At 39.1% G+C, this 24,422-nt stretch carries 22 protein-coding genes; 21 read left to right on the forward strand and 1 reads right to left on the reverse strand.

Going from position 1 to position 24,422, the window contains the following annotated elements:
• Positions 1-3 precede the first annotated feature (3 nt).
• From BMZ54_RS06435 to BMZ54_RS06520, 18 genes are all read left to right on the forward strand, one after another.
• Positions 4-645 (forward strand): acetyltransferase, encoded by a 642-nt coding sequence (locus tag BMZ54_RS06435; protein WP_089907658.1) that lies wholly within the window; start codon positions 4-6, stop codon positions 643-645.
• Position 646: 1 nt separating this feature from the next.
• Entirely contained in the window at positions 647-1,651 is a 1,005-nt protein-coding gene (gene neuB, locus BMZ54_RS06440) for an N-acetylneuraminate synthase (protein WP_089907661.1), read from the forward strand.
• On the forward strand, positions 1,648-2,817 hold the full coding sequence (gene neuC / locus BMZ54_RS06445) for a UDP-N-acetylglucosamine 2-epimerase (protein ID WP_089907664.1): 1,170 nt from the start codon (positions 1,648-1,650) through the stop codon (positions 2,815-2,817). The genes neuB and neuC overlap by 4 nt, the downstream gene beginning before the upstream one ends.
• A 68-nt stretch (positions 2,818-2,885) precedes the next feature.
• A complete protein-coding gene (locus tag BMZ54_RS06450) occupies positions 2,886-3,929 on the forward strand; it encodes a nucleotidyltransferase family protein (RefSeq protein ID WP_202909146.1) in 1,044 nt (347 codons plus the stop codon).
• 12 nt (positions 3,930-3,941) lie between these two features.
• Positions 3,942-4,685: an acylneuraminate cytidylyltransferase family protein gene (locus BMZ54_RS06455; protein WP_089907670.1), complete on the forward strand. Its 744-nt coding sequence runs from the start codon at positions 3,942-3,944 to the stop codon at positions 4,683-4,685.
• The gene (locus tag BMZ54_RS06460) at positions 4,669-5,967 is read left to right on the forward strand and encodes a glutamate-1-semialdehyde 2,1-aminomutase (protein WP_089907673.1); all 1,299 of its coding nucleotides are present in this window, start codon (positions 4,669-4,671) and stop codon (positions 5,965-5,967) included. Before BMZ54_RS06455 ends, BMZ54_RS06460 begins: the two co-directional genes overlap by 17 nt.
• Before the next feature lie 2 nt (positions 5,968-5,969).
• A complete protein-coding gene (locus BMZ54_RS06465; protein WP_089907676.1) occupies positions 5,970-6,707 on the forward strand; it encodes an SDR family oxidoreductase in 738 nt (245 codons plus the stop codon).
• A 10-nt stretch (positions 6,708-6,717) separates the two neighbouring features.
• The gene (locus BMZ54_RS33505) at positions 6,718-7,299 is read left to right on the forward strand and encodes an acyltransferase (RefSeq protein ID WP_202909147.1); all 582 of its coding nucleotides are present in this window, start codon (positions 6,718-6,720) and stop codon (positions 7,297-7,299) included.
• Positions 7,296-8,840 carry a lipopolysaccharide biosynthesis protein gene (locus BMZ54_RS06475; protein ID WP_089907680.1) on the forward strand — a complete coding sequence of 515 codons (1,545 nt, stop codon included), beginning with the start codon at positions 7,296-7,298 and terminating at the stop codon, positions 8,838-8,840. Before BMZ54_RS33505 ends, BMZ54_RS06475 begins: the two co-directional genes overlap by 4 nt.
• 49 nt (positions 8,841-8,889) lie before the next feature.
• Positions 8,890-10,629, forward strand: a complete 1,740-nt coding sequence (locus tag BMZ54_RS06480; protein ID WP_143080925.1) for a hypothetical protein — start codon at positions 8,890-8,892, stop codon at positions 10,627-10,629.
• Between the two features lie 354 nt (positions 10,630-10,983).
• The gene (locus BMZ54_RS33315; protein ID WP_162277481.1) at positions 10,984-11,319 is read left to right on the forward strand and encodes a CatB-related O-acetyltransferase; all 336 of its coding nucleotides are present in this window, start codon (positions 10,984-10,986) and stop codon (positions 11,317-11,319) included.
• 5 nt (positions 11,320-11,324) lie between these two features.
• Entirely contained in the window at positions 11,325-11,888 is a 564-nt protein-coding gene (locus BMZ54_RS33510) for an acyltransferase (RefSeq protein WP_089907692.1), read from the forward strand.
• Between the two features lie 7 nt (positions 11,889-11,895).
• Positions 11,896-13,035 carry an SDR family NAD(P)-dependent oxidoreductase gene (locus BMZ54_RS06495; RefSeq protein ID WP_202909149.1) on the forward strand — a complete coding sequence of 380 codons (1,140 nt, stop codon included), beginning with the start codon at positions 11,896-11,898 and terminating at the stop codon, positions 13,033-13,035.
• A 15-nt stretch (positions 13,036-13,050) separates the two neighbouring features.
• Positions 13,051-14,013, forward strand: a complete 963-nt coding sequence (locus tag BMZ54_RS06500) for a glycosyltransferase family 2 protein (RefSeq protein ID WP_089907695.1) — start codon at positions 13,051-13,053, stop codon at positions 14,011-14,013.
• Between the two features lie 31 nt (positions 14,014-14,044).
• Positions 14,045-14,932, forward strand: coding sequence for a glycosyltransferase family 2 protein (locus tag BMZ54_RS06505; RefSeq protein WP_089907698.1), 888 nt, complete (start codon positions 14,045-14,047; stop codon positions 14,930-14,932).
• A gap of 5 nt (positions 14,933-14,937) precedes the next feature.
• Entirely contained in the window at positions 14,938-16,122 is a 1,185-nt protein-coding gene (locus tag BMZ54_RS06510; protein ID WP_143080926.1) for a hypothetical protein, read from the forward strand.
• Positions 16,103-16,948: a glycosyltransferase family 2 protein gene (locus BMZ54_RS06515; protein ID WP_089907705.1), complete on the forward strand. Its 846-nt coding sequence runs from the start codon at positions 16,103-16,105 to the stop codon at positions 16,946-16,948. The genes BMZ54_RS06510 and BMZ54_RS06515 overlap by 20 nt, the downstream gene beginning before the upstream one ends.
• Before the next feature lie 57 nt (positions 16,949-17,005).
• Positions 17,006-18,325, forward strand: coding sequence for a beta-galactosidase (locus BMZ54_RS06520; protein ID WP_089907708.1), 1,320 nt, complete (start codon positions 17,006-17,008; stop codon positions 18,323-18,325).
• 10 nt (positions 18,326-18,335) lie between these two features.
• On the opposite strand, the gene BMZ54_RS06525 is transcribed toward BMZ54_RS06520, so the two are convergent.
• The gene (locus BMZ54_RS06525) at positions 18,336-19,157 is read right to left on the reverse strand and encodes a glycosyltransferase (protein ID WP_089908444.1); all 822 of its coding nucleotides are present in this window, start codon (positions 19,155-19,157) and stop codon (positions 18,336-18,338) included.
• Between the two features lie 330 nt (positions 19,158-19,487).
• Here BMZ54_RS06525 and BMZ54_RS06530 point away from each other — a divergent pair, with 330 nt between their 5' ends.
• From BMZ54_RS06530 to BMZ54_RS06540, 3 genes are all read left to right on the forward strand, one after another.
• Positions 19,488-21,185, forward strand: a complete 1,698-nt coding sequence (locus tag BMZ54_RS06530; RefSeq protein WP_162277482.1) for a cytochrome-c peroxidase — start codon at positions 19,488-19,490, stop codon at positions 21,183-21,185.
• A 91-nt stretch (positions 21,186-21,276) separates the two neighbouring features.
• The gene (locus BMZ54_RS06535) at positions 21,277-22,605 is read left to right on the forward strand and encodes a N,N-dimethylformamidase beta subunit family domain-containing protein (RefSeq protein ID WP_089907714.1); all 1,329 of its coding nucleotides are present in this window, start codon (positions 21,277-21,279) and stop codon (positions 22,603-22,605) included.
• Between the two features lie 193 nt (positions 22,606-22,798).
• Positions 22,799-24,373: a hypothetical protein gene (locus tag BMZ54_RS06540; RefSeq protein ID WP_089907717.1), complete on the forward strand. Its 1,575-nt coding sequence runs from the start codon at positions 22,799-22,801 to the stop codon at positions 24,371-24,373.
• Positions 24,374-24,422 lie beyond the last annotated feature (49 nt).

Below are 24,422 nucleotides of genomic sequence, written 5' to 3' on the forward strand. Positions count from 1 at the left end.
CGAATGGATAAAAAGAAATTAATATTAATCGGAGGAGGCGGGCACTGTAAATCCTGCATAGATACTATTGTATCTGTAAAGGAATTTGAAATCGCAGGCATACTCGATATAAAGGAAAAAGTAGGTGAAAGTATTCTGGGATTTAAAATAATTGGAACAGATGAAGACCTTCACCGTTTCCCCGCTAATGATTATTATTTTTTGATAACCATAGGTCAGATCCAAAATGCGGGATTACGTAAAGGGATATATGAAAAGTTAAAATCAACAAAATGCAGATTGGCGACAATAATTTCCGCCAGCGCAATTGTATCGAAATACAGTACAGTAGGTGAGGGTACTGTTGTGTTACACGGGGCAAAGATAAATGCCGCAAGCAATATCGGAGAAAACTGCATTATTAATACTAACGCAAATATTGAGCATGACTGTAAAATAGGCAGGCATGTGCATATATCAACAAATGTAGTTGTAAACGGAGGCTGTGTAGTATATGACGAATGTTTTATTGGAAGTAATAGTGTTTTAATAAACGGAATAACAGTGGCTGCATCTTCCGTAATTGGAGCGGGTGCTGTTGTTAACAGGACTTTAATTGAGCCGGGTGTATATGTAGGTAACCCATGCCGTAAAATAGAGAAATAACATGAGCCATACTTTAATTATAGCAGAGGCAGGTGTAAATCACAATGGCAGTTTGGAAAATGCTAAAAAGCTTGTTGATGCCGCGGTAAAAGCAGGAGCTGATTACGTGAAGTTTCAAACTTTTAAAGCGGAAAAGATTGTTAGTAAGGAAGCCGGGAAAGCTGCTTACCAGCAAAAAAACACCGGAACAAGCGAAACACAATTGGAAATGCTGCGTAAGCTTGAGTTAAGTGAAGCTGCGCATTTGGAATTGATCGAATATTGTAAAAGCAAAGGGATACAATTCCTATCAACCCCATTTGATCTGGAAAGTATAGATCTTTTGAAAAAGTTAGGCGTTACATTGGGAAAAGTACCTTCTGGTGAAATTACCAATTTACCTTATCTGAGAAAAATGGCCGCTGCATTTACTCATTTAATCATGTCAACCGGTATGGCTGAGATGGCCGAGATAAAAGCGGCTCTTGAAGTGCTCCTGAAGGCAGGCATGTCCAGACAGCAAATAACTGTCCTACATTGTAATACAGAATATCCGACTCCTATGGCCGACGTAAATTTGCGGGCAATGCTCACCATTAAGGAGGATATAAAGGTAGAAATCGGCTATTCAGATCACACCCCTGGTATAGAAGTCCCTATAGCAGCAGTTGCATTAGGGGCTACTGTTATTGAAAAACACTTTACGCTGGACCGGAATATGGAAGGACCGGATCATAAAGCATCACTTGAACCGGATGAACTGCTTAATATGGTTAGTTCCATCAGGAATATTGAAAAGGCATTGGGAAACAATGTTAAAACTCCTTCTGCATCTGAAATTAATAATATTAAAATAGTACGTAAAAGTATTGTTGCAAAGGGACCGATAGCCAAAGGAGATCCTTTTACGGAAGAAAATCTGACAGTAAAAAGACCAGGAACAGGTATCAGCCCTATGGAATGGGATAATGTAATTGGGCGGATCGCGGCAAAAGATTTCCGGGAGGATGAAATGATTACCTTATGAGCAAAGCTATTTGTATAGTTACCGGTACAAGAGCAGAATATGGGTTGCTGTACTGGACTATTAAAGGGATATCTGAAGATCCAGCTTTTAAATTACAGCTTGTTGTAACCGGTATGCATTTATCACCCGAATTCGGGCTTACTTATAAGCAAATTGAGGCCGATGGTTTTACGATTAATAAGAAAGTAGAGATTTTGTTATCATCTGATACGCCAGCAGGGATTGGGAAAAGTATGGGATTAGGGATGATAGGCTTTGTAGAAGCTTTTTCTGAACTACAGCCAGATATCGTGCTTTTACTAGGCGACCGGTTTGAAATTTTTTCAGCTGCTGCCGCCGCAATGGTCTGCCGTATTCCTATTGCACACTGCCATGGCGGTGAATTGACAGAGGGAGCGATTGATGAACCAATCCGGCACTCGGTAACTAAAATGGCTCACCTGCATTTTACTGCAACAGAAACTTTCCGGAACAGGGTTATTCAGTTAGGAGAACATCCTGATACAGTGTTAAATGTAGGGGCATTTGGTATCGAGAATATTAACCGGCTTACCTTATTGAACAGAACTGCTTTTGAAGAGAGTATTGGCTTTAAGCTAAAGACGAGAAATATACTGGTTACATTTCACCCCGTCACACTGGAGTTTAATTCAGCCGAAAGGCAATTTGGATCATTGCTGCAGGTACTGGATGAGCTGGAGGATACAGGTATTATTTTTACAAAAGCAAATGCGGATACGGAGGGAAGGATTATTAATCAAATGATAGATGAATTTGTAAGGAAGAATGCGCATAAAGCTGTGGAGCATACATCGCTGGGGCAGTTACGATATCTTTCAGCCCTTCAGTATGTTGATGCAGTTGTTGGCAATTCATCCAGTGGACTTTTGGAAGTACCTGCCTTTAAGAAGCCAACCGTGAATATTGGGGATCGCCAGCGTGGCAGGATTAAAGCTGCTAGTGTAATTGATTGCGAACCGGAAGTAACCAGTATTAAAAATGCAGTAATGCGTGCATTAAGCCGGTCATTTTTAGATGAGATAAAAGATATACAACACCCTTATGGAGTGGGGAATGCATCTGAAAAAGTTCTGGATGTTTTAAGGCATACAGAATTCCATGTGCTACTGAAAAAGCAGTTTTACGATCTCAATATTAAAGCTTAAGAAACTTGTATTGTTTTAAAAGCAACAGCAGAAAGACCTATTTTAATTAAACCTTTTGATAAATAATAATGGATTTTCGCAAACATCTGATCTATGAAGAGGAAAGTGTGAGAGAGGCACTTTCCAAGTTAAATGCCCTGGCAGCCGATGCTATTCTTTTTGTTATCGATCACAACGGACGTTTAATAGGTTCTCTTACAGATGGGGATATTCGTAGAGGATTTCTAAAAGGATTATCTTTTGATTCATCGCTGTTGCAGTTTATTCAACCAAATCCAACTCTCATAAAGAAGAATGCTTACTCTTTTCAGGATATAGAGGGTTACCGGCGTAGGAATCTGAAAATCATTCCCATTGTAGATGAAGAGAATATTATTGTAGACATACTGAATGTTCGTACAAAGATCTCTTTATTACCTTTGGATGCAGTAGTGATGGCAGGAGGCAGGGGAGAACGGTTAATGCCGCTTACTGAAAACTGCCCTAAACCTTTGCTGAAAGTTGGGGAAAAGCCTATTATAGAGCATAATATTGACCGGTTGATAAACTATGGAATAGATAATATTATTATTACCATAAGATACCTGGGGCATCAAATAAAGGCATTTCTAGGGAATGGAGAAGCCAAAGATATAAATATTCAATACGTTGAAGAAGAGGTGCCGTTAGGTACATTCGGAGCTTTAAGTCTGGTTGAAGAGTTTAGAACTGAGCATATCCTGTTAATGAATTCAGACATTCTAACTAATATTGACTTTGCTGATTTTTATAAATCATTTTTGGAATCAGGAGCAGATCTAATAGTGGCAAGCCTTAGTTATCAGGTGAAAATACCTTATGCAGTATTAGAAATTAGTAATGGTGAAATTCTTTCCCTTGCAGAGAAACCTACTTATAACTATTATTCAAACGGCGGCATTTATCTCTTTAAAAGATCTTTGTTGAATTATCTGGAAAAAGGTGCTTCTATTGATGCAACTGATTTTATGCAATTGCTCATAGATAATAAGGCTAAGGTTGTTCATTACCCCATTCTTGGATATTGGTTGGATATCGGCAGACACGAAGATCTTGAAAAAGCACAAAAAGACATAAAACATATTACGTTATAAGAGAGCGAGCATATGAGTGAACATGCCCAAATATTATGGCTGGTAGTTGCCAGGTCTGGGTCTAAATCAATTCCAGATAAAAATATCCGGCCGCTGGCAGGGTTACCTTTAATTGCGTATAGAATAAAATCCGCCCGTTCCACAAAATATAATGCACATATCTGGTGTTCAACAGATAGTAAAGAATATGCTGCTATTGCTCAAAAGTCCGGAGCAACAATTCCTTTTATAAGGCCGGCTGAGTTGGCCTCAGACACTGCTTCTTCAGCGGATGTAGTTTGCCATGCTCTTGAATATGCTGCTGGAATGGGACTTACTTTCGATTATATTGGCCTGCTGGAACCTACCTCTCCGTTCGTATATTATCAATATTTGCAAGAGGCAGTGGAAAAGCTCGACTCACAGGCTGATGCGGATGCCATTGTTGCGGTTAGGGAAAGTACTCCTCACCCCTTTTTTGTACAGGACGATCATATTTTTCTGGACAAGATCAGTGAGAATATTTCACATCTCCATTTCATGGGCAGGCAACATTTTAAAAAACAGATTACGCCTTCAGGAGGCTTTTACATCGCCCGGACCCAAGCCTTTATGAAAGCGCGCACATTCTATACCGCAGCAACAATGAGTTTTTTATTGCCCTTTGAATGTGAACTTGAGATTGATCAGGAAAGGGACTGGTTATGGGCCGAATTCCTTTGCGAGAAAAAGATTATTCAACAACATAAGATATTTAGTAATGAATCCGCAATTTAAAGAACGTTTACATAAAGCCATTCCGGGAGGCGCTCATACCTATTCCAGGGGAGATGACCAGTTTCCCTCCAACGCGCCATCTATTCTTGAAAGAGGAGAAGGCGCTTATGTTTATGATCCGGCTGGTAATAAATACCTGGATTATGGAATGGGGTTAAGGTCTGTAAATATTGGTTATGGTAACAAGGAAATAGCAGACGCCTGTTATGAGGAAATACTGAAAGGCAATAATCTTACCCGTGCTTCTACCACAGAACTTAAAGCCGCGGAATTGCTAATTGATCTTATTCCTGCAGTTGAAATGGTAAAATTTGCGAAGCATGGATCTACCGTAACTTCTGCCGCCATAAAACTTGCAAGAGCCTTTACCGGGAAAAAATATGTGGCTGTTCCTCTCGAACATCCTTTTTTCTCTTTTGATGATTGGTTTATAGGGTCTACTGTAATGCAGAGAGGTGTACCAGAAGAAACAAGCAGATTCACCCTGAAATTTAATTATAACAATCTGGAGTCTGTAGAGCAGTTATTTGCTCAATACCCTGGTCAAATTGCTGCTGTAATGCTTGAAGCAGCCACTACAGTTGCCCCTCAGAATGATTTTTTGCATAGAGTAAAGACAGTATGCGAAAAGAACGGTGCGCTGTTTATTATTGATGAAATGATCACCGGCTTCAGATGGAATTTGAGAGGAGCTCAAGCCTATTTTGATATTGAACCTGATCTATGCACGTTTGGGAAAGCCATGGCAAACGGTTTTGCAGTGGCTGCACTGGGAGGCAGGAGGGAGATCATGAATATCGGCAGTATCCAGGAAGAAGGGAAGGAGCGGGTTTTTTTAACTTCCACAACGCATGGTGCAGAGATGAGTGCACTTGGAGCCTTTATAAAAACAGTGGAGATCCTGCAAAGGGATAATGTTATTGAACATTTTTGGAGCTATGGCCAAAAGCTTATAGACGGATTGAATGGCATAGCGAAAACACTGGATATAGCAGATTTTTTTATGGTAGAAGGTTATCCCTGTTCGCCCAATTTTGTAGCCAGAGGAAGAGATAAAGAGGTTTCTCTGGCCATGAGAACTTTATTTGCCCAGGAAATGATAAATAACGGCGTATTAATTCCATACATTGCTATTTCTTATGCACACAAAGAAACTGAATTGCAAATGACACTGGAGGCGGCCCAGAAAGCACTTACAGTGTACAAGGCAGCGTTGGAAGACGGTTATGAAAAATATTTAAAATCACCGGTAATAAAACCGGTATTCAGAAAATTTAATTAATCATGTTTTCGGTTAAAAATAAGGTTGTTGTAGTAACAGGCGGTAACGGACTGCTAGGAAAGGCTATTTGCAATGCATTAAAGGAACAGGAAGCCGTTGTTATCGGTACAGACATAAGGTTTGAAAAACAGGGAGAACATGATTACTTCCTTGATATTACTGATGAAAATGCCGTCATAACAACCGTAAAAGAAATTGCTGAGAAATATGGAAAAATTGATGGTTGGATAAATAATGCATATCCTCGTACAAGTGATTGGGGGAACAAACTGGAAGATGTGCCGTTTGAGTCCTGGAGGAAAAATGTGGATATGCATTTGAATGGTTATTTTCTCTGTAGCAAAGTAGTGCTTGAGTATATGAAGAAATATACTTCGGGTTCATTAATTAATATGGCATCCATTTATGGTGTAGTAGGGCCGGATTTTAATATATATGCAGAAACGCAGATGACTATGCCGGTGGCATATGCAGCAATAAAAGGAGGGCTCATCAATCTCACACGTTATCTAGCGGCCTATTATGGTCCGTATAATGTACGCGTAAATGCGATCTCTCCTGGCGGCATTTTTGATAACCAGCCGGAACAATTTGTGAAACGTTATACTGAGAAGGTACCTTTACGCAGAATGGGTACTCCTGCAGATATTACTAGCGCTATACAATATTTAATTGCAGATGAAGCATCTTATATAACAGGACACAACCTGATTATTGACGGAGGCTGGACTGCTATTTAAAATTTCTGTTATGTTTATAGCTGAATTGATTGCACGGATAAAATTTTGGCGTACCAGTGACAGGCTTGGTCCGGATATGCCGCTTACCCACTGGCGGCTGCACTTTAAATCCAAAATGTTGAAATTATGTAAAAAGAAATTCCTTCACTTTGCATCCACTGCAGAGTTCAGGCCAGGCGCCTATGCTATAGGATGTTCTAAAATATCAATAGGTGAAAGGGTGGTAGTTCGGCCAGGCACGCATTTTCATGGTGTAGCGGCTAACCTGGACAAAAGCATCATTATTGAAGATGATGTTTTGTTGGGTAGCGGTATTCATATTTATGTGGGAAACCACGCGTATGACAATCCCGATCTTTTGATCATTGAACAAGGCCATTCGGAATGTAAACCGGTGATCTTAAAAAAAGGATGCTGGATTGGGGCGAATGTTGTGCTACTACCAGGAGTTACGATTGGCGAACATACCGTTGTTGGCTCAGGAGCTGTAGTTACAAAATCTTTACCCGATAGGGTAGTAGCAGGTGGGGTGCCAGCAAAAATAATTAAAAACATTGGCCCCAAAAGTGATTCGCAAAATAGGGATACATGATAGGAAAATACATTAAAATATACTTTTGGCAATTCATATCCATTTTGCTGAATTTTGGAACGCTGTTCGTTGTAACACCCTATTTGTCATCTAATCAGGCATTGTTTGGCATTTATACTATTGTAATTTCCCTTAACATTTTTCTTTCCTACGCGGACTTTGGATTTATTAGCGCTGGCCTGAAATATGCCAGCGAATTCTATGTGCAGGGAAAGAAGGCAGAAGAGATCCGTACAATTGGATTTGTAGGGTTTGTATTTGCAGTATTTGTCGGATTATTTATGCTAATAATGCTGGGGTTCTCTGTAATGCCGCAGGCCTTATTAAATGAATTGCATAAACCCGATGAAATACGTACTGCAAAATACCTGCTAATAATGCTGGCGCTTTTTGCGCCTACCTTTGTATTGCAAAGGGTATTACAGTTAATATTTGCTGTCCGTCTTGAAGACTACCACTTCCAACGCTTATTGATCATTTCTAACCTGCTTAAAATAACCTCTACCTTTTACTTCTTTGGATTTAAACATTATTTGCTGATTGAATATTTTCTTTTTACACAGGTATGCAATTTATTGGCAATGATTGTGGGAGTTTTACTGGTAAGAAAGAAACTCAATTATGATATTTCCTTACTAGCCCGTTCATTCAGGTATTCAAAATTTTATTATAAAAAAACAAAAAAACTGGCCTTTAGTTCCATATTACTAACAGTATGCTGGATACTGTACTACCAACTGGATCCTTTTGTGATCGGGAAACTGGCGGGTGTAAAGTTGGTAGCCATTTATGCCATAGGCCTTACCATTACCACATATCTCAGATCTTTGTTCGGGATTATTTTCTCTCCTTTTATAGCAAGATTTAATCACTATATCGGATTGAAAAATGAAGAGGGGTTGAAAAGGATATTTAGCCATGTGCTTATTGTAACCCTGCCAATTACGGTTTTTCCGTCGCTTTGTATTTTTCTTACAACAAAGGCATTGATATTGAACTGGGTGGGGCCTGATTATATAACGTCTGTTACCATTACACAGTTCCTGGTATTATGTTTTATTTTTAACTTCATTACTTCTCCTGCTGGTATATTGATAATGGCTTATGAAAAGGTGAAATTGATATATATAACGAGTGCATTACTCCCCATAATATTCTGGCTTGGAATAGCTGCAACCTACACATTTTTGGGGCTTTTTGCTTTTTCACTTTTCAAATTTTTATCTTTTTTTGTGGTCGCAGTTATTTATTTAGTGATTAGCTGCAGAGTATTAAATCTGAAGCTGGCGCCTTTTGCAAAAAAAGTATTGTTGCCTGCAGTATTACCTATTTGTATAATGATCGTTATTACACAAATGATAAAAGCTTATATACCGGTAGGGCACAATAAAATTAACCTTTTGTATTATACAATCATCAATGGTTTGATATGCCTTATTGGGATCATCGCCTATTTTTTAAGCTCCCCTGTTTTTAAGGAATATGTGATGATGATAGTTAACAGACTGAAAGTGAAATTTTCAACAAGTACACAGGTATGAGAATATGAATATAAGATTAGATGGCTTAACATATCGTTATTTATTAATTGTGCAAGACAGGAACAGCTGGGAATCCTGTAAGTCAATGTATAATGCTGATACAGACCTGGTACTGACCATTGACTTTGGTTTAAAGAGGGAAATTGAGAGAATGAATGGAAAAGTGCAGTACCTGGATCATTTAATTGATACAGCTTACCTCGAGGAAAAGAATTATGAAATGCACAGGTTCCTCAACAGTTGGTACAGGAATAAGGCAAATGAAGATATTTTTACGCTGGATGGAATTGGTGTTGGGAATACCTTTTTATTAAATATATTGAACGATATAACCTATAATGTACATTTTTTTATTAATATATTGGCGCTGAAAAGAATTTCTCATGAAAAAATAATATGTGCGGTTTCAGACCAGCATATTATTTATTGGCTTAAAGCGTTAAAATATGTAACTGATTTTATACCTGTAACGGATGCAGAAAAGGGAAAGCCGGCATATTTTTTCCCTATTCATGAATGGATGGAGTCAAGGTTGGAGAAAAGATCCGGGTTTGAAAAGTTAAAAGCAATGCTCCTGCGTTTTGTTGACTATGGGCTAGCGGGCATCGATCTTCTTCAGGTTAGCAAAAAACCATTAGTATTTATACAGTCCTATTACCCAACCAAAAAAATAATTGACATCCTGGAAAGGGATAAAAGAGTAAGATTACTTTTAGTTAATTATACCGGCCTTAAGAAACTGGTTACGGAGCGCCGTATAAAATACACTCGTAAAAAGGTGGCTCAGCAAACAATATCAAATGCTTTAGATCATTTTAAAAGCCAGAAGGTGGCACAATGGCAGGTTGAGGGATATGACATTAGCGAGTTCCTGTATGGTCTGTTGATACCTAAACTCCCACTATTACTCAGTCGTTCTTTTTCCAGGCTGATGGATATTAAGAACTATCTGAAAAATAAAAGCCTGAAACTCATGATACCGGTAACAGATTTATGGATGGAGAACCGGCTAATTATGAATTACTGTAAAAAAAACAACATTCCGATATATATGATTATTAATGGTTTATTGACCCATAATTTCGTGTATGATGGTAAAGATGTTGATCTGGTAAATGCATATGGAAGTGCAATTAAGGAGGATTATTTTGAGAATAAAGAGAATGTTGTTTGTTTAGGAGATCCCCGCATGGATTATTATGCAATACAACCCCCTAAAGAAATTGATCGCCGCAACCCTGTTATAATTATCGGTGCTGCAGGATATAGCCCAATAGATCTTAATTCCTATCTCGCTTACGAATTTGAATTTTTATCAGATATATTGGAATGCTTTAGAGAGCAGGCAGTCAACGGGCAGATCGCTGATATTATTATAAAAGTACGGGCAAATGGATATCGTAATCAATATGAAAATTTTATCAGGGAATATTTTCCGGATATGAAGATCAATATTATACAGGACATGCCTTTTGCTACACTTATTGCCCGGGCAGATTTTTATATATCATTTTATTCTCAAACCGTAATAGAGGCCGCTTGTTTGGGTATTCCTGCATTATATTATAAAAATGACAGGCAGGTAATTAATAAGCCATTTGATAACAACTCAGAACTTATTACGGCAAATAATAGGGAGGAACTAAAGGAAAAATGGTTGCTCTATTTAAAGGGAGATAAGTGCTATGATCATTTTCTGAATAAAAAGGTACTGGAGAAATATGTGGGGCCGCTGGATGGTAAAAATGTGGAGCGGAATGTAGCGTTCATTTACAAACTATTAAACTAACGTATGTTTATGTGGGTCTTCCGCTTTGTCAGGAATGTATTTAAAAGCTGGAATGAAAGGGTGAGATCTCTTTTAAGAACCAGCATGTTGCAGTCCGCAAATCCTACCTGTAACATACATTATACCAGTAAAATCACTTCAAGCATATTAGGTAAGTATAATGTTATTTTTTCCGGTGTGATCATACATCAGTCAAAAATAGGATCCCATAGTTATGTTCAAAGAAATACGGCTGTTTTTAATGCGGAAATTGGAAGATTTTGTTCTGTGGCATCCGGTGTTTCTATTGGTTTGGGAGTGCATTATATGGAAGGGGTCAGCACACATCCTTCCTTTTATCTAAAAAACACGCCTTTGGTAAAAATATTCAGTGAAAGCGATGAGATAGTGACCAGCAAACAGATCCGGATCGGACACGATGTATGGATCGGACAGAATGCAATTATACTGGATGGTGTTAACGTTGGCTCCGGGGCTATAATAGCAGCGGGAGCTGTAGTGAATAAAGATGTAGCACCTTATAGCATTGTAGGGGGTATACCTGCCAGATTAATAAGGTACCGGTTCCCCTTAGAGACCTGTGAAGCGCTGTTGAGATCTGAATGGTGGAATAAGCCTGAAGAGTGGTTACAGAAGCATTATAAGCAATTTATGAATGCAGATACGTTTTTGACCAGTATCAATTTTTAAGTATAATGATTAACAGAATAAAAGGGTTATTATATTATCTGGTAAATTTCGCTTTCTATAAATATCTGGATTGGAAAGCGGTTGTGTTCTTTTCAGTACGGGTACAGGGAAAGAAATATATAGTGATTGGTAAAAATTCAATTGTTCAAAGATTGGGATGGCTTTTGGCCTTAAAGATCGATGAACACGACCCGGCTATTGTAATTGAGGAGGGCTGTGCTATTGGTGATTTTTGCCACATTGCCGCCGTTAGAAGTATCCATATTGAAAAGAACGTTCTAATGGCAAATCATGTATATATAGCAGACAATGTACATGAATTTGAGAATACAGGAGTGCCTGTTATTCATCAGAAAGTTAAATTTAAAATGCCGGTAAGAATTGGCAGTGGTGCCTGGATCGGGGAGAATGTGTGTATAATCGGGGCCAGCGTTGGGCGGAATTCGGTAGTGGGCGCAAATGCTGTCGTGACAAAAGATATTCCTGATTATTGTGTGGCGGTAGGAAGCCCCGCGCGCATCATCAAAAAGTATGACCCTGAAAAACGTGAATGGCTTATATTTAAGTAATATGTTTATGAATAAAGTATTAATTACAGGTGGCGCGGGATTTATAGGTTCTAATATAGCCGGCAAGCTGGTTGCTCAGGGGTACCAGGTTACTATCCTGGATAATTTTAACCCCCAGATCCACGGCGGGAAAAAGGAGCTGCCGGCAGGCCTTGGGGATGAGGTAATATTAATTGAAGGAGATGTTACTGATAAAGCCTTATTCTATCGTGCACTAAAGGACCAGGAAGCTGTAATTCACCTGGCTGCAGAAACAGGCACAGGGCAATCCATGTATAATATTGCCCACTATTCAGAGGTAAATATAACTGCAACTGCATTTTTATGTGATTATATTATAAATGAACCCAATCAGCTTAAAACGGTAGTAGTAGCTTCTTCACGGTCTATTTATGGGGAAGGTAAATACCTGTCGCCAATTCATGGTGTGGTATACCCGGAAGCCAGAACCTACAATACTGTGAAACAAAGTTTTGAAGTAGCTTGTCCGGTAAGTGGTGAACATAACCTGCAGGTATGTGCAACGGATGAGACATCAAAAATACACCCTTCCTCTTATTATGGGATTACCAAACAAGTGCAGGAGCAAATGGTTATTATGGCTGCAAGACTTAAAGGGATCAGCGGTTTTGCATTAAGGTATCAGAATGTGTATGGGCCTGGTCAGTCATTGAAAAATCCCTATACAGGAATCTTATCCATTTTTTCGCGGCTGGCGCTTAAAGATGAGAAAATAAACATTTTTGAAGATGGGTTGGAAAGCAGGGATTTTGTATATATCGAGGATATAGTGGATGCCACCATTGCTTGCCTGAATCCTGCTTTTTCAGGGCAGCACATATTGAATGTAGGCAGTGGGGTTCCGGTTACAGTAATGGAGGTAGCAAAGGAAATAGTAACCTATCTGAAAAGTAATGCAGAAATTTCTGTTTCGGGAACTTTCCGGGAAGGAGATATCAGGCACAATTTTGCAGATCTTACGTTGCTGGAAAGCACTATAGGCTTTAAACCCAGATGGAAATTTGTGGATGGCCTGCATCGTTTTCTGGATTGGGTTTTAGAACAGCATGACATACCTGAGAATACGAACGATTATAGCCGGTCGCTGGAGGAATTGAAGAAAAAAGGATTGTTAAATAACCGCTAAGCTGTATTGCTTTATATGGGAACATTAGTTAGTATCGTTTTTACCAGTTACAATCACAGCAGGTACTTAAAACAGGCCCTGGATAGCCTTATTAACCAAAGTTATAAAGACATTGAGTTAATAGTTGTGGACGATTGTTCTACAGACGGAAGTCAGGAGATCTTGCAGCAGTATAGTAGTTACCCGAACGTGCAATTGCACCTGTTAAAGCAGAATACAGGCAGTTATGTGAAAGCCAGTAATTATGGTGCAAGGTTGGCTACTGGTGAGTATCTGATGTTTGCACAGTGTGATGATTTCGCAGCACCCGACCAAATACAGCGCCTGGTAAATGCTTTTGAACAAGACTCTGCCATTGGCGTAGTATACTCCAGAAGTAACCTGGTAGACGCAGATGGTATTATTTTCTCTGATGATTTTGTTGGCCGGGAAAAACGGTTCAGGGAAATATGTTACAGGGATACTATAATCAGGGGAGCTGATATGCGGCGCTTTTTGTCTTTTGCCTGTGTAATTCCTAACTTAAGTGCGGCGCTTATTAAGCGATCCTTATATACTGAATGTAATGGGCTTTCCGAAAAATACCTGGTAGCTGCAGACTGGGCCTTTTGGCTAGACCTTTCTGAAAGAACGGATTTTTATTATATAACGGCGCCACTGAATAATTTCCGCCAGCACGCAACTACCATTCGAAGTAAGATAAAGATTACTACTCAGATTATGGAAATATATACTATATTTTATGAACACATTAACCGGTATAATCTGACGGCCTCAGACCAGAATAAAATGAAGGTAGGTGCAGGTGCGGTATGGTTTTGGTATTTTTTGGAAAACCGTAAGGTATGGCTACAAAGCTTTATGCAAACGCTTAAAAGGACTTTCAGTATCGATAAGTTTAGTGTATATTATCTCCTGCTTGGAAGCATGGTACATATTAAAGAGCACTTTTCTGCGGCAAAAAGGAAGCTGGCATAAAAATTTTCCGGTATAATTGTGATGCATTACGATGGAATTTGGAAACAAACCTTTTTTTTCTGTTATAATTCCAACATATAACAGAGCAGATGTCTTAGACCGATGTTTAGCTGCATTGACTAAGCAAACTTATCAGCATTTTGAAGTCATTGTTTGTGATGACGGATCCAAAGATAATACCCCTGTAATAATAGAAAAGTATAAGCCCCTGCTTTTATTGCAATATGTGTATAGCGAAAACTGGGGTGGACCTGCGAGGCCACGCAATACCGGTATTAAAATGGCAAAGGCAGAATGGCTATGCTTTTTAGATTCTGACGACTGGTGGTATGCGAATAAGCTGGAGAAAATTTTGCCCCATTGCACTCAGGATTATGATTTTATTTATCATGATTTTGACATTTATGTTAAAGGTCAGCCTACAAAGAGAAGAATAAAAGGGAGGGCATTAAAAAATCCAGTTTTTGAAGATCTTTTTATAAATGACAATAGTGTTGCCAATTCCGGCGTTTGTGCACGGAAAGCTGTTATTGAGGCTGCTGGTGGCTTTGCAGAAGACCGGGACTTAATTGCTGTTGAAGATTATGACCTGTGGTTAAAATGCGCCAGGCTGACGGAGAAGTTTCAATATATTCCGGAACGGCTGGGAGGTTATGACATAAACAGCGATAATATTACATCAGCTGACATGCGGCAGATATACCGTATTGATAAATTGTTTTCATGCCATACCCAGTTTCTGGAACCCGGCAAAATAAAAGCAGCCACTATTAACTGGAGTTATAAAAAAGGATTGGTTTATCAAAATATGCCGGATGTAAATGCGGCCCGTAAATACTTTTTGAAGGCCATGAGATCACAACTGCCCGCTATTAAGCTAAAGGCATTGCTGCGGTTTTTATCTTTGATAATCAAGTAGAGGATATGAAAAGAGCCTTTATATCAGTTTTGTTTTTTTTCTTTATATTCCATTTTATTATACCAGCTATTTACTACTGGTATAATGGCTTCTTTAACCTTTACTCTGATATTGATGACCCTGTAGCGCTTAGAAAGTCGTTTCTTATAAATGGGATTTCAATTCTGCTTACTGCGATTATTATATGGAGGCTGCCTCAAAAGAACGATAAGATACCCGCGAATATATTTAACATAACACCTCTTTACTATTTCTCAATATTCTTCTCACTTGCATATTATATTTCCCGTGGTGGGTATGAAGGTACGGTAACCGGTAATATGGCTGGCTCACTATTGAGTTATATAGCTTTATTCCTGAACCCGAGCATTATTATTATGTTGCTGATCTTTTATCAGAAAAAGAAGTATAATGTTGGCGCCATTCTACTTTCCTTTATTCTGTTTGTTACAGTAACCGGCCGCAGGAGCGCTATTATTTCAGTAATACTAATGTTATTGATTTACCCCGCTTTTGAGAACTTTTCCGCTTATAAGTCAAAGCTGAGAAAATATATCCTGTTATTCTTTATTGGTTCGCCACTTTTATTTTTTGCGGCATCCCGTATGCGGGGTATTGATCTTGACATACTGCAAAATGAGATTTTGCTGAAGGCAATTTTTGGAAGGCTTTCCATGATTGAATTAGGAGCCATACCTATCCATTACAAGGACCTTGGGGGATATAATGTCGAACTTTTTAACGATAAGTATGGAATTATACATCAGATAAAATTAATTATTGACAGCCTGATACCGGGAAATATTTTTGAGTATGATGTAATGCCTAATCAATATTACCGGGCAATCTTCCTGGGCTATAGTATTGATTTTGTACAGGATACTTACTTATCGTTGAATATGACACTGCCCGTGTATTTTTACATGTATAGTAATTTTGTCATCGCCGTATTATGTACGGTGATCACCTTGGTGGGTTACTATTATTTGTGGAAACGTTTTTCCAATAATATCTTTATTTCTATTGCTTTGATAGGGCAGTTGTATACGCTGCTTTATTATTTTGATTTTGTGATGTGGTTTTCTCAGTTTCTGACTACGGTTCTAACCATTTTAACTATTAACTTATTTGTTTTCTTAAGAAAGGAAGCATTTAATTATTTTAAGGGATATGAAAAAAAGGCGGTTTAGCATTATTGTGCCCACGTATGGAAGATTTGAAGAAGTGTTCGAATTTTTGGATAGTGTAACCCGGCAAACCTATGACAATTCCCTTATTGAAGTATTAGTAGTGGATCAAAATGACAAAATTGATCTTGCGGAAGGGCTTAAAAAGTATGATGGTGATCTTAACATAAAACACTTCAAAGTAACGGTTAAAGGCATTGCACATGCCAAGAATGTAGGGGTGAAAAATGCGACCGGAGAAATCTTAACCTTTGCGGATGACGATAGCAAGTATTATCCTGAAACGATTGAAGCAGCAAATGAATGTTTTAATACAAACCCTGCCGTGGACATGTTTTATGGGAAGGTTTTTGACCGTTCAGCTAACCGAAACTTAATCCGTAACTGGAAACAGCATGCAGTAAAAATAACCAAATTCAACTATCATCACAATTATATAGCCATTGCTTGTTTTACCTCCATTAAACTGTTATTTTTTGATGAACGGTTTGGTGTTGGCACAAAATATGGTGTAGGAGAGGAATTAGATTACTTATTGCAGGCCCTGGACAAACAGTATGAAGTTTATTATACGCCGTTGATAGATGTCTGGCACCCGCAGGTAAGTGTGCACTTAATGACAAAAGAAAAAGTATATTATTATGCAAAAGGATATGGAGCAATCTGTAGAAAACATAGGGGTTTTCCAATGTTATGGAATTTAATGGTATCAAGTTCTTTTCAGCTCTTATCCATGCTGCTTTTTTTTATAACATTCCGGTTTAATGCCGCCTATACAAGGTATCTGGCATTTGCGGGAAGAATTAAAGGTTACATTGAGTTTAAATAAGCAGGTAATAGTTAGGTTTTTCGGATAAATATAGGTACATCAGTAATCTAGTGTTATATGAAACATTCCTTTGTAATCATAATAGCGGTATTGCTATTGACGTTTAAAGGTTCATTTACCTTTGCTCAATGGAAGCAAAATGAATTTATAATCGGAACCTTTGCAGATCCCAACCTTTCCAAACCGGCCAATGAGCAAAAAGATATTGCTGCTTTTACAAGAGCGAAAGATGCTTACTTTAACCTGCTTACCGGTCCGCAATTTTTTACTGGCGCCAGCGATTTTAGTATGATGGACAGGGAGCTTAATATTGCCAGGAAAACGAACCTAAAGCTGTTAATGATTGATAGCCGGATGTATATAACAAGAGATACTTTTAATAATAATAAGGCTGATCTCCTTATTGACCACTTTAAATCAAAGGATACAGACTATAAGGATGCGCTATATGGTTATAATTTTGGAGGAGAATTTCCCAAGCAGCTTTCACCTAATGTAAAAAAGTGGGCGGGTTACTTTAAAGAAAAACATCCCGGTAAATTGGTGTATACTTATCTTTTGCCCAGGTATGCCTTTAACTCAGACGCAGCTTATGAGGATTATGTGGACGGGTACCTTAAAAGTGATAATGGAGCCAATGCCATAGATATAGCTGCATTTGATTTTTATCCTTTTATCGGAGGTGATAAAGTAAGGGACAAATACTTTTATAACCTGGATGTTATACAGAAAAAGTCTGGCACCCGTCCGTTTTGGGTGTATGTATTAACTACCAAACATCTTGTTTATCCGGATCCTGATGAATATCAGCTGAACTTTATGTCTTTTTGTCCAATAGCGTATGGTGCTAAAGGGTTGATCTATTTTACCTATGAAACATTGCCTAAAGGGAAGGTGGATTTTGGTGAAGGATTAATTGACAGAAACGGCCGTCCTACTCCTAAATACTATATTGCACAGCGGAACAATCATTACATCCATGATATTCTGGGTCCTATTGTCATGTCATCCCAACTAATGGAAACGGATCATGTATCTAATGAACCCACTTTGGAAGATGTTAGTGATCAATTGCTTACCCGGAAAAATAAGTATATCAAAAAAATAAATGATGATAACATATTGGTAGGCATTTTCAAAAAGGGGACTGAATACAATTTTATAGTTATAAATAAAGCCAGAAATCCCGTAGCTGGTTTAAATATTACTTTGTCGGCAGGCCTGGGTAGTCAGTACTTTTTATCACCGGCGTTAAAGGATTATAAAGGGCAAGCAGATTTTACAGTTACAACGCCGGCACTGGATAAGGCAAGGAATGCCATTATAAAAATGGATCTGTCCGGAGGCGAAATCCGGGTAATTAAAGTGAAAGGGTAGCGACATACCTTCAATGACGCCCGGCTTTAATTTTTTTAAGCACCGTTATATTCATCTGTTCACGGCCGCGGTCCCAAAACCATCCCCATTTGTTAAAATACTTTATGGCAGATGTAATATGAAGATTTAATAATGCCTTATTCTTATATGACTCTTTCCTGTAGCCGTGGACCACAGATGCCGCGGGAAAGAATAATGTTTGGGCTACCTGGTGTATACGCCTTGTTAGATCAATATCCTCCAGATACATAAAATAACGGGTATCAAAAAAGCCTACTTTTTTTAAAGTATCTATTCTAAGAAACATAAAACAACCCGATAGGTTAGGAACATTTAATGTCTGGTTATAATCAAAATCTACAAGCTCGTAACTTGCCCGTCTTTTCTTTAGTATAGAGGCATTGCCAAACCGTCTGAGAATAAGATCAAATGGAGTAGGCAATAATTTACAAAGTCTTTGAAGCTCACCATCTTCATATAATACTTTTGGAAGTATTTGTCCTACATCCCGGTTACTTTCCATAAAAGAAAAGATCTTTTCCAGTGTACCTGGTTGGAAAGAAATATCAGGATTAAGAATTATGTGATACTTTGATTTTTCTATTACTTCGTTTAATGCAATATTATGTGCTGCTCCAAATCCTATATTCTTGTTCAGGAACTGGTAGGAGATCCTTGGATCAGCAGCCAGGTTTGATAACACATTAGTAGGTGAATTATCAACCAGGTAAAGTTTTACATTTAAGGAGGTATTTAGAAAACTTGTGATAGCTGCGTTTAGCTCTTCTTCAGCATTCTTATATATTACAATTGAAGAAGTAATGTCATACATATTCATCCGATTCGTAAATCCGCAATTTATGTTTGTACCAGCTTCCGGGAAAAGTATTTATTATATTATTATTTAATATTATATAATAAACCACTGATTATTCGGATGCAATTCCTGCAATAATACAAATTTTTGCTTTTTCGTTTACTAGCTGTATAATTGCAACCCGTAGTCTTAATCGTCCGCATGTATAAGGCAGTATCTGTCATAGCTGGTATTTTCATCAGTCTTTTTTTGTCAGTTTGTTCTCCCAATACCGAACAAATGCCGGCTGTTGCCCGGATAAATACTACTTATCTGCAAAACATACGCATTGCTGATAGTCTTGTTATGCTTTTGGATAAAAGTATACTTGGGAACGCGGCAGCGCCTGAGTTGCAGGAACAATTCAAGGCTGCAAGAATAGCGTATAAACAGATAGAATTTCTGAGCACTTATCTGAATCCTGGAATAGATAAACTCATTAACGGCCCGCCCGTTCCTGAAGTGGAAGAAGAGGATAATCAGAATACCGTTATTCAGCCGGAGGGTTTCCAGGTGATCGAAACATTCCTTTTTCCGGTTTACAATGGCGCTGATAGCAGCACTTTACAGAAAGAGGTACAGGCGTTGCATGCTTCTTTTAAAAGGTTGCTGTTCTTATCGGAAACGAATGTTTTGTCTGATTCTTTGATTTTCAGGGCTTTGCGAAAAGAGTTGTTCAGGGTAGCGGCACTTGGCATTGCAGGTTATGATTCTGATCTCGCCCATCATTCTATAGAAGAAACACGGTCAGTATGGGAGACTATCAGTACTACGCTTGCATGTTATAATGACCGCCTGCAACAGGCCGCCCCCTTATTATATGAGAGAAATAATGCATTGCTAAACAGTGGCCTGCATTATCTGAATAATAATACTGGTTTTGATTCCTTTAACCGGATGGAATTTTTAAGAAAATATGCCAACCCTTTGTCTGCAGCAATCCTGGAAACAGCAACCTGCTTAAAAGTTGATCTAAGTAACCAGTATAAACTGCCGTTAAAAGCCGGAGCTCATACCCTATTTGACGAAGATGCATTTGATATAGATGCCTATGCTGCTGATCCCACAGATTATATAAATAAAGATAAAGTGCTACTGGGGGAGTATTTATTTTTCGATCCGGCCCTTTCCGGTAACGGGAAACGCTCCTGCGCAAGCTGCCATCAACCAGAAAAAGCTTTTACGGATGGTGTGGCAAAAAGCACTACCATTGATGGGAGGAGGATTATAAAACGGAATACCTTAACATTATTGAATGCCGGCCTGCAATCCGCTTTATTCTATGATGCAAGGGTTACTTATCTTGAAGACCAGATCACCGACGTGCTTACCAATGTGGATGAAATGGATGGATCTGTTGAAAAAGGCATAACATTCATTAAAAACAACCGGACATATATAGCACTTTTTCAGAAAGCCTTTCCAGCTTCCAGAGAACCGGTTACGCCCTACCATTTACAAAATGCGATCGCCAGTTATATACGCTCACTTACGAGCCTCAACTCACCTTTTGATCGTTATGTCCGGGGCGATACAACTCAACTGAATGCGAAAGAGATCCGGGGTTTTAACCTTTATATGGGTAAGGCCAAATGCGCTACCTGCCATTTTATTCCTTTATTTAACGGGGCACTGCCCCCTGACTATACCATAATGGAATCGGAAGTATTGGGAGTGCCTGTTTCTTTACAGCAAAGAAAAGTTGATACGGATAAAGGCCGTTATTTTTTACATCCGGCAGCGCCCAATGAATTTGCTTTCAGGGTACCTACCCTGCGTAATGTAGCGCTTACTGCGCCCTATATGCATAATGGTGTATATCAGACTTTACAGGAGGTGCTTGACTTTTACAACAAAGGTGGCGGGGCCGGCCTGCATATCCGGTTATCCAATCAAACCCTGCCAGCTGATAAGCTGAACCTGACAACAGAGGATCAGGATAATATAATAGCTTTCCTGGAAAAACTAACTGATACAACGGTTATACATAAACGGTTAAAATAAAAATTGGAACGGAAGTGTGATATACAGGATACATACCGGATTGTATATTTAACTTCTTATATACCTTGAAATAATAATTCCAGATACCCAGATGAAACGCCGGCATCGTTTACCCGTTCTTTCCTTCACCTTAATTTTTATGTTCTTTATTTACTCCTGCAGCAAAAAGGATGGGGTAGCAAAGGGAGACATATATAACGACAAGTCCATAGTGAACGGATATGTTGATAAACAATCCTATCTTCCGGGAGATAGTGCAAAACTATATGTATCGGCCAATCGTACATATCAAGATACGATGCTCTTTGTATATGATATGTATGGGCGTGTAAGATTTACAATAAAATTTAATAAGATCTTCACACAGGATCCGCAAGGTGAAACTCCTTATGAGGACGGCTTTCACTATACAGATCCTGTTGCATTTAAAATACCAGCGGATATTAAAAGCGGCGTTTATCTTATAGCAAATCAGGTACCGGTTATCGTCAAGTCGCCGGCAAAAGAAATTGCTGATTTTACTATTGTATACCCCTTAAATACAGAAAATGCATATTGCGAGACCGGAAGAAGAAGTTTATATACGGTACCGGTAGCCAAAAAAGTATCCTTTCTGCGTCCTATTCCATTCTCCGTGTATGCAGAAGGATTTCTTAAATGGGTGATTAAACAGAATTATTCTTATAATGTTATTTCTGACATGGATCTGGATGATTATAACAATTTTAAGGGAAAGGTTGTGATCATCATTGGGCATAGTGAATACTGGTCAAGAAAAGCCAGAAGGAACTTTGACCGGTTTGTGGCCGAAGGCAAGAACGCATTGGTATTATCAGGTAATACAATGTGGTGGCAGGTGAGGTATAGCGATGACGGTACGCAACTAATTTGTTATAAGGGAAGCGGGGAACCCCCAGTCCCAGATAGTCTGAAAACAGTATTGTGGGCAGGTAACTATCTCAAGTATCCGATCGTGCAAAGCATTGGTTGTGATTTTGACCGCGGAGGGTATGGCGTCCCGGTTAAAAATGAAGGATGGAATGGCTTTAAGATTGTACAGCCCAATTCTCCTTTGCTTTCAGGATTAAACATGAAGAAAGGAGATGTTATTTCCTGTCCGAGTAATGAATATGATGGTGCGCCGGTTAAGGGTTTTGACGCTGAAGGAACCCCTATTATAGATAATAATGAATTGAAATTCAATAAAGTTGAATTAGTGGGTTATGATTTTGGTTTTAGAAGTGTTAAAACAGTGGCTACTGCAATAGTTTTCAAAAAAACAGTTTCATCGGGGACTATTGTCAATATCCCCTCAACTAACTGGTGTACTGCCGCAAGTTTTGGGAAAGAACATGTTGTTAAAGTAACAAAAAATGCAATAGATGGGCTTGTAAAAGGTAATGATATGTTTACCAAATAAATTATTAATTATTTTAATAAATTGGCGGGGGGCTATAATTATCAGCGCAGGCAAACGATAATCTTTACAGCCCCAAATAGGTGTTGAATACAGCGCGTTTTCCAGGTGATTACAAATAATAGTACTTGCGGGGACAAAAAGTAAGCCTCTATACTTTTCCATATCTTTGCCCCCAATCGCACAATTCTCAATTATGCTAAAAAAACTCCAAGTATTATCCCTGCTGCTGTTCTGCTGCCTGGTTGCAGCTCATAATGTGCAGGCACAGAGCGCCGGCCGCCAGTATTCAGTAGGCTTTTACAAACCGGTAGCAGATACCGGTGGTTACAGCTACCATTCTTCTTTACGTGATTATATGGTACAGCCTACTTTTACCCTGCCGGAAGATAGTACGCGCAAAAGAAGCTGGTTCCACCGCAAGCTTTTCCAGGAGCACCTGCTGGAGTATAAAGGGGATGATTATGATTTTTATGCCAGCTTCCTGCCGGATTTCCAGGTGGGCCATAGCAACTGGAACAGCACTACCTGGTTAAATACAAGGGGTGTTATTGCCGGTGGAAGGATTGGAGATAAGCTGACATTTTATACAGAGTTTTATGAGAACCAGGGCAAGTTTCCTAAGTATATAGATAATTTCGGCCGTGCAAACAGGGTAGTACCCGGGCAGGGAGAATGGAAGGATTTTAGCAATGGTAAAGCTTTCGATTTTGCCTATGCTTCCGCACTTATTAACTATGAGGCCAGCCGCCATTTTACTTTCCAGCTGGGGTACGATAAGAATTTCATTGGCGATGGTTATCGCTCTATGCTCCTGTCTGATGTGCCGTTTAACTACCCTTTCCTGAAAATTATTGCGAATGTAGGCCGTATACAATACACCACTATGTGGGCTCAGTTTATAGATATGAAGTATCCCAAGGCATCTTACGATAACGGCTATAGGAAAAAATGGGGGGTCTTTAATTATCTGGACTGGAACGTAAGTAAAAAACTGTCGTTAGGCTTATTCGGTGCTGTTATTTGGCAGGATTCCGACTCAACCGGCAAACGTGGGTTTGATGTGAGTTACCTGAACCCCATTATATTCCTGCGCCCTGTTGAGTTTTCCGTAGGATCTGCGGATAATGCTTTGATGGGGCTTAATGCTAAATATGCTGTAACACCCAACAGCACTTTCTATGGGCAATTTATTCTGGATGAATTTAAGCTGAGTGAAATGACCAAAGGCCGTGGATGGTGGGGTAATAAATTTGGCGGGCAGGTAGGCTTCCGCTCCAATAACATTTTTGATGTAGAAAAGCTGAATGTATTGACGGAGGTAAATGCCGCACGCCCGTTCACATACTCCCAGCGTACCTCACTGAATAACTACGGGCACTATAACCAGCCGCTGGCACATCCTATGGGCGCTAACTTTGTAGAGTGGGTAAGTATCGCGGATTACCAATACCGGCGCTGGTTCCTCCGCGGGCAGCTTATGCTGGCTAAATACGGTCTGGATACGGCGAATACAAACTTCGGTAAGGATATTTTTAAATCATATGAGACGCGTACGCTGGATTATGATAATCATATAGGACAAGGCTTGTCTACCAATCTTTTGTACCTGCAAGGTACAATTGCTTTCCTGCTGAATCCCAAGAATAACATGCGTTTAGAGATTTCCGTAATAGGCCGCAAGGAGAGCAATGATGTATGGAAATTTAATGAATACATTTTCCAGGTAGGCCTGCGCAGCACGTTCCGGCAGCTCTATTACGACTTCTAGCAGTGTCCAATAATCACACGAAATGGGGGCATTTTAAGTAATTAAATGA

The organism is Chitinophaga rupis (assembly GCF_900109685.1).
GTDB classification, from domain to species: domain Bacteria; phylum Bacteroidota; class Bacteroidia; order Chitinophagales; family Chitinophagaceae; genus Chitinophaga; species Chitinophaga rupis.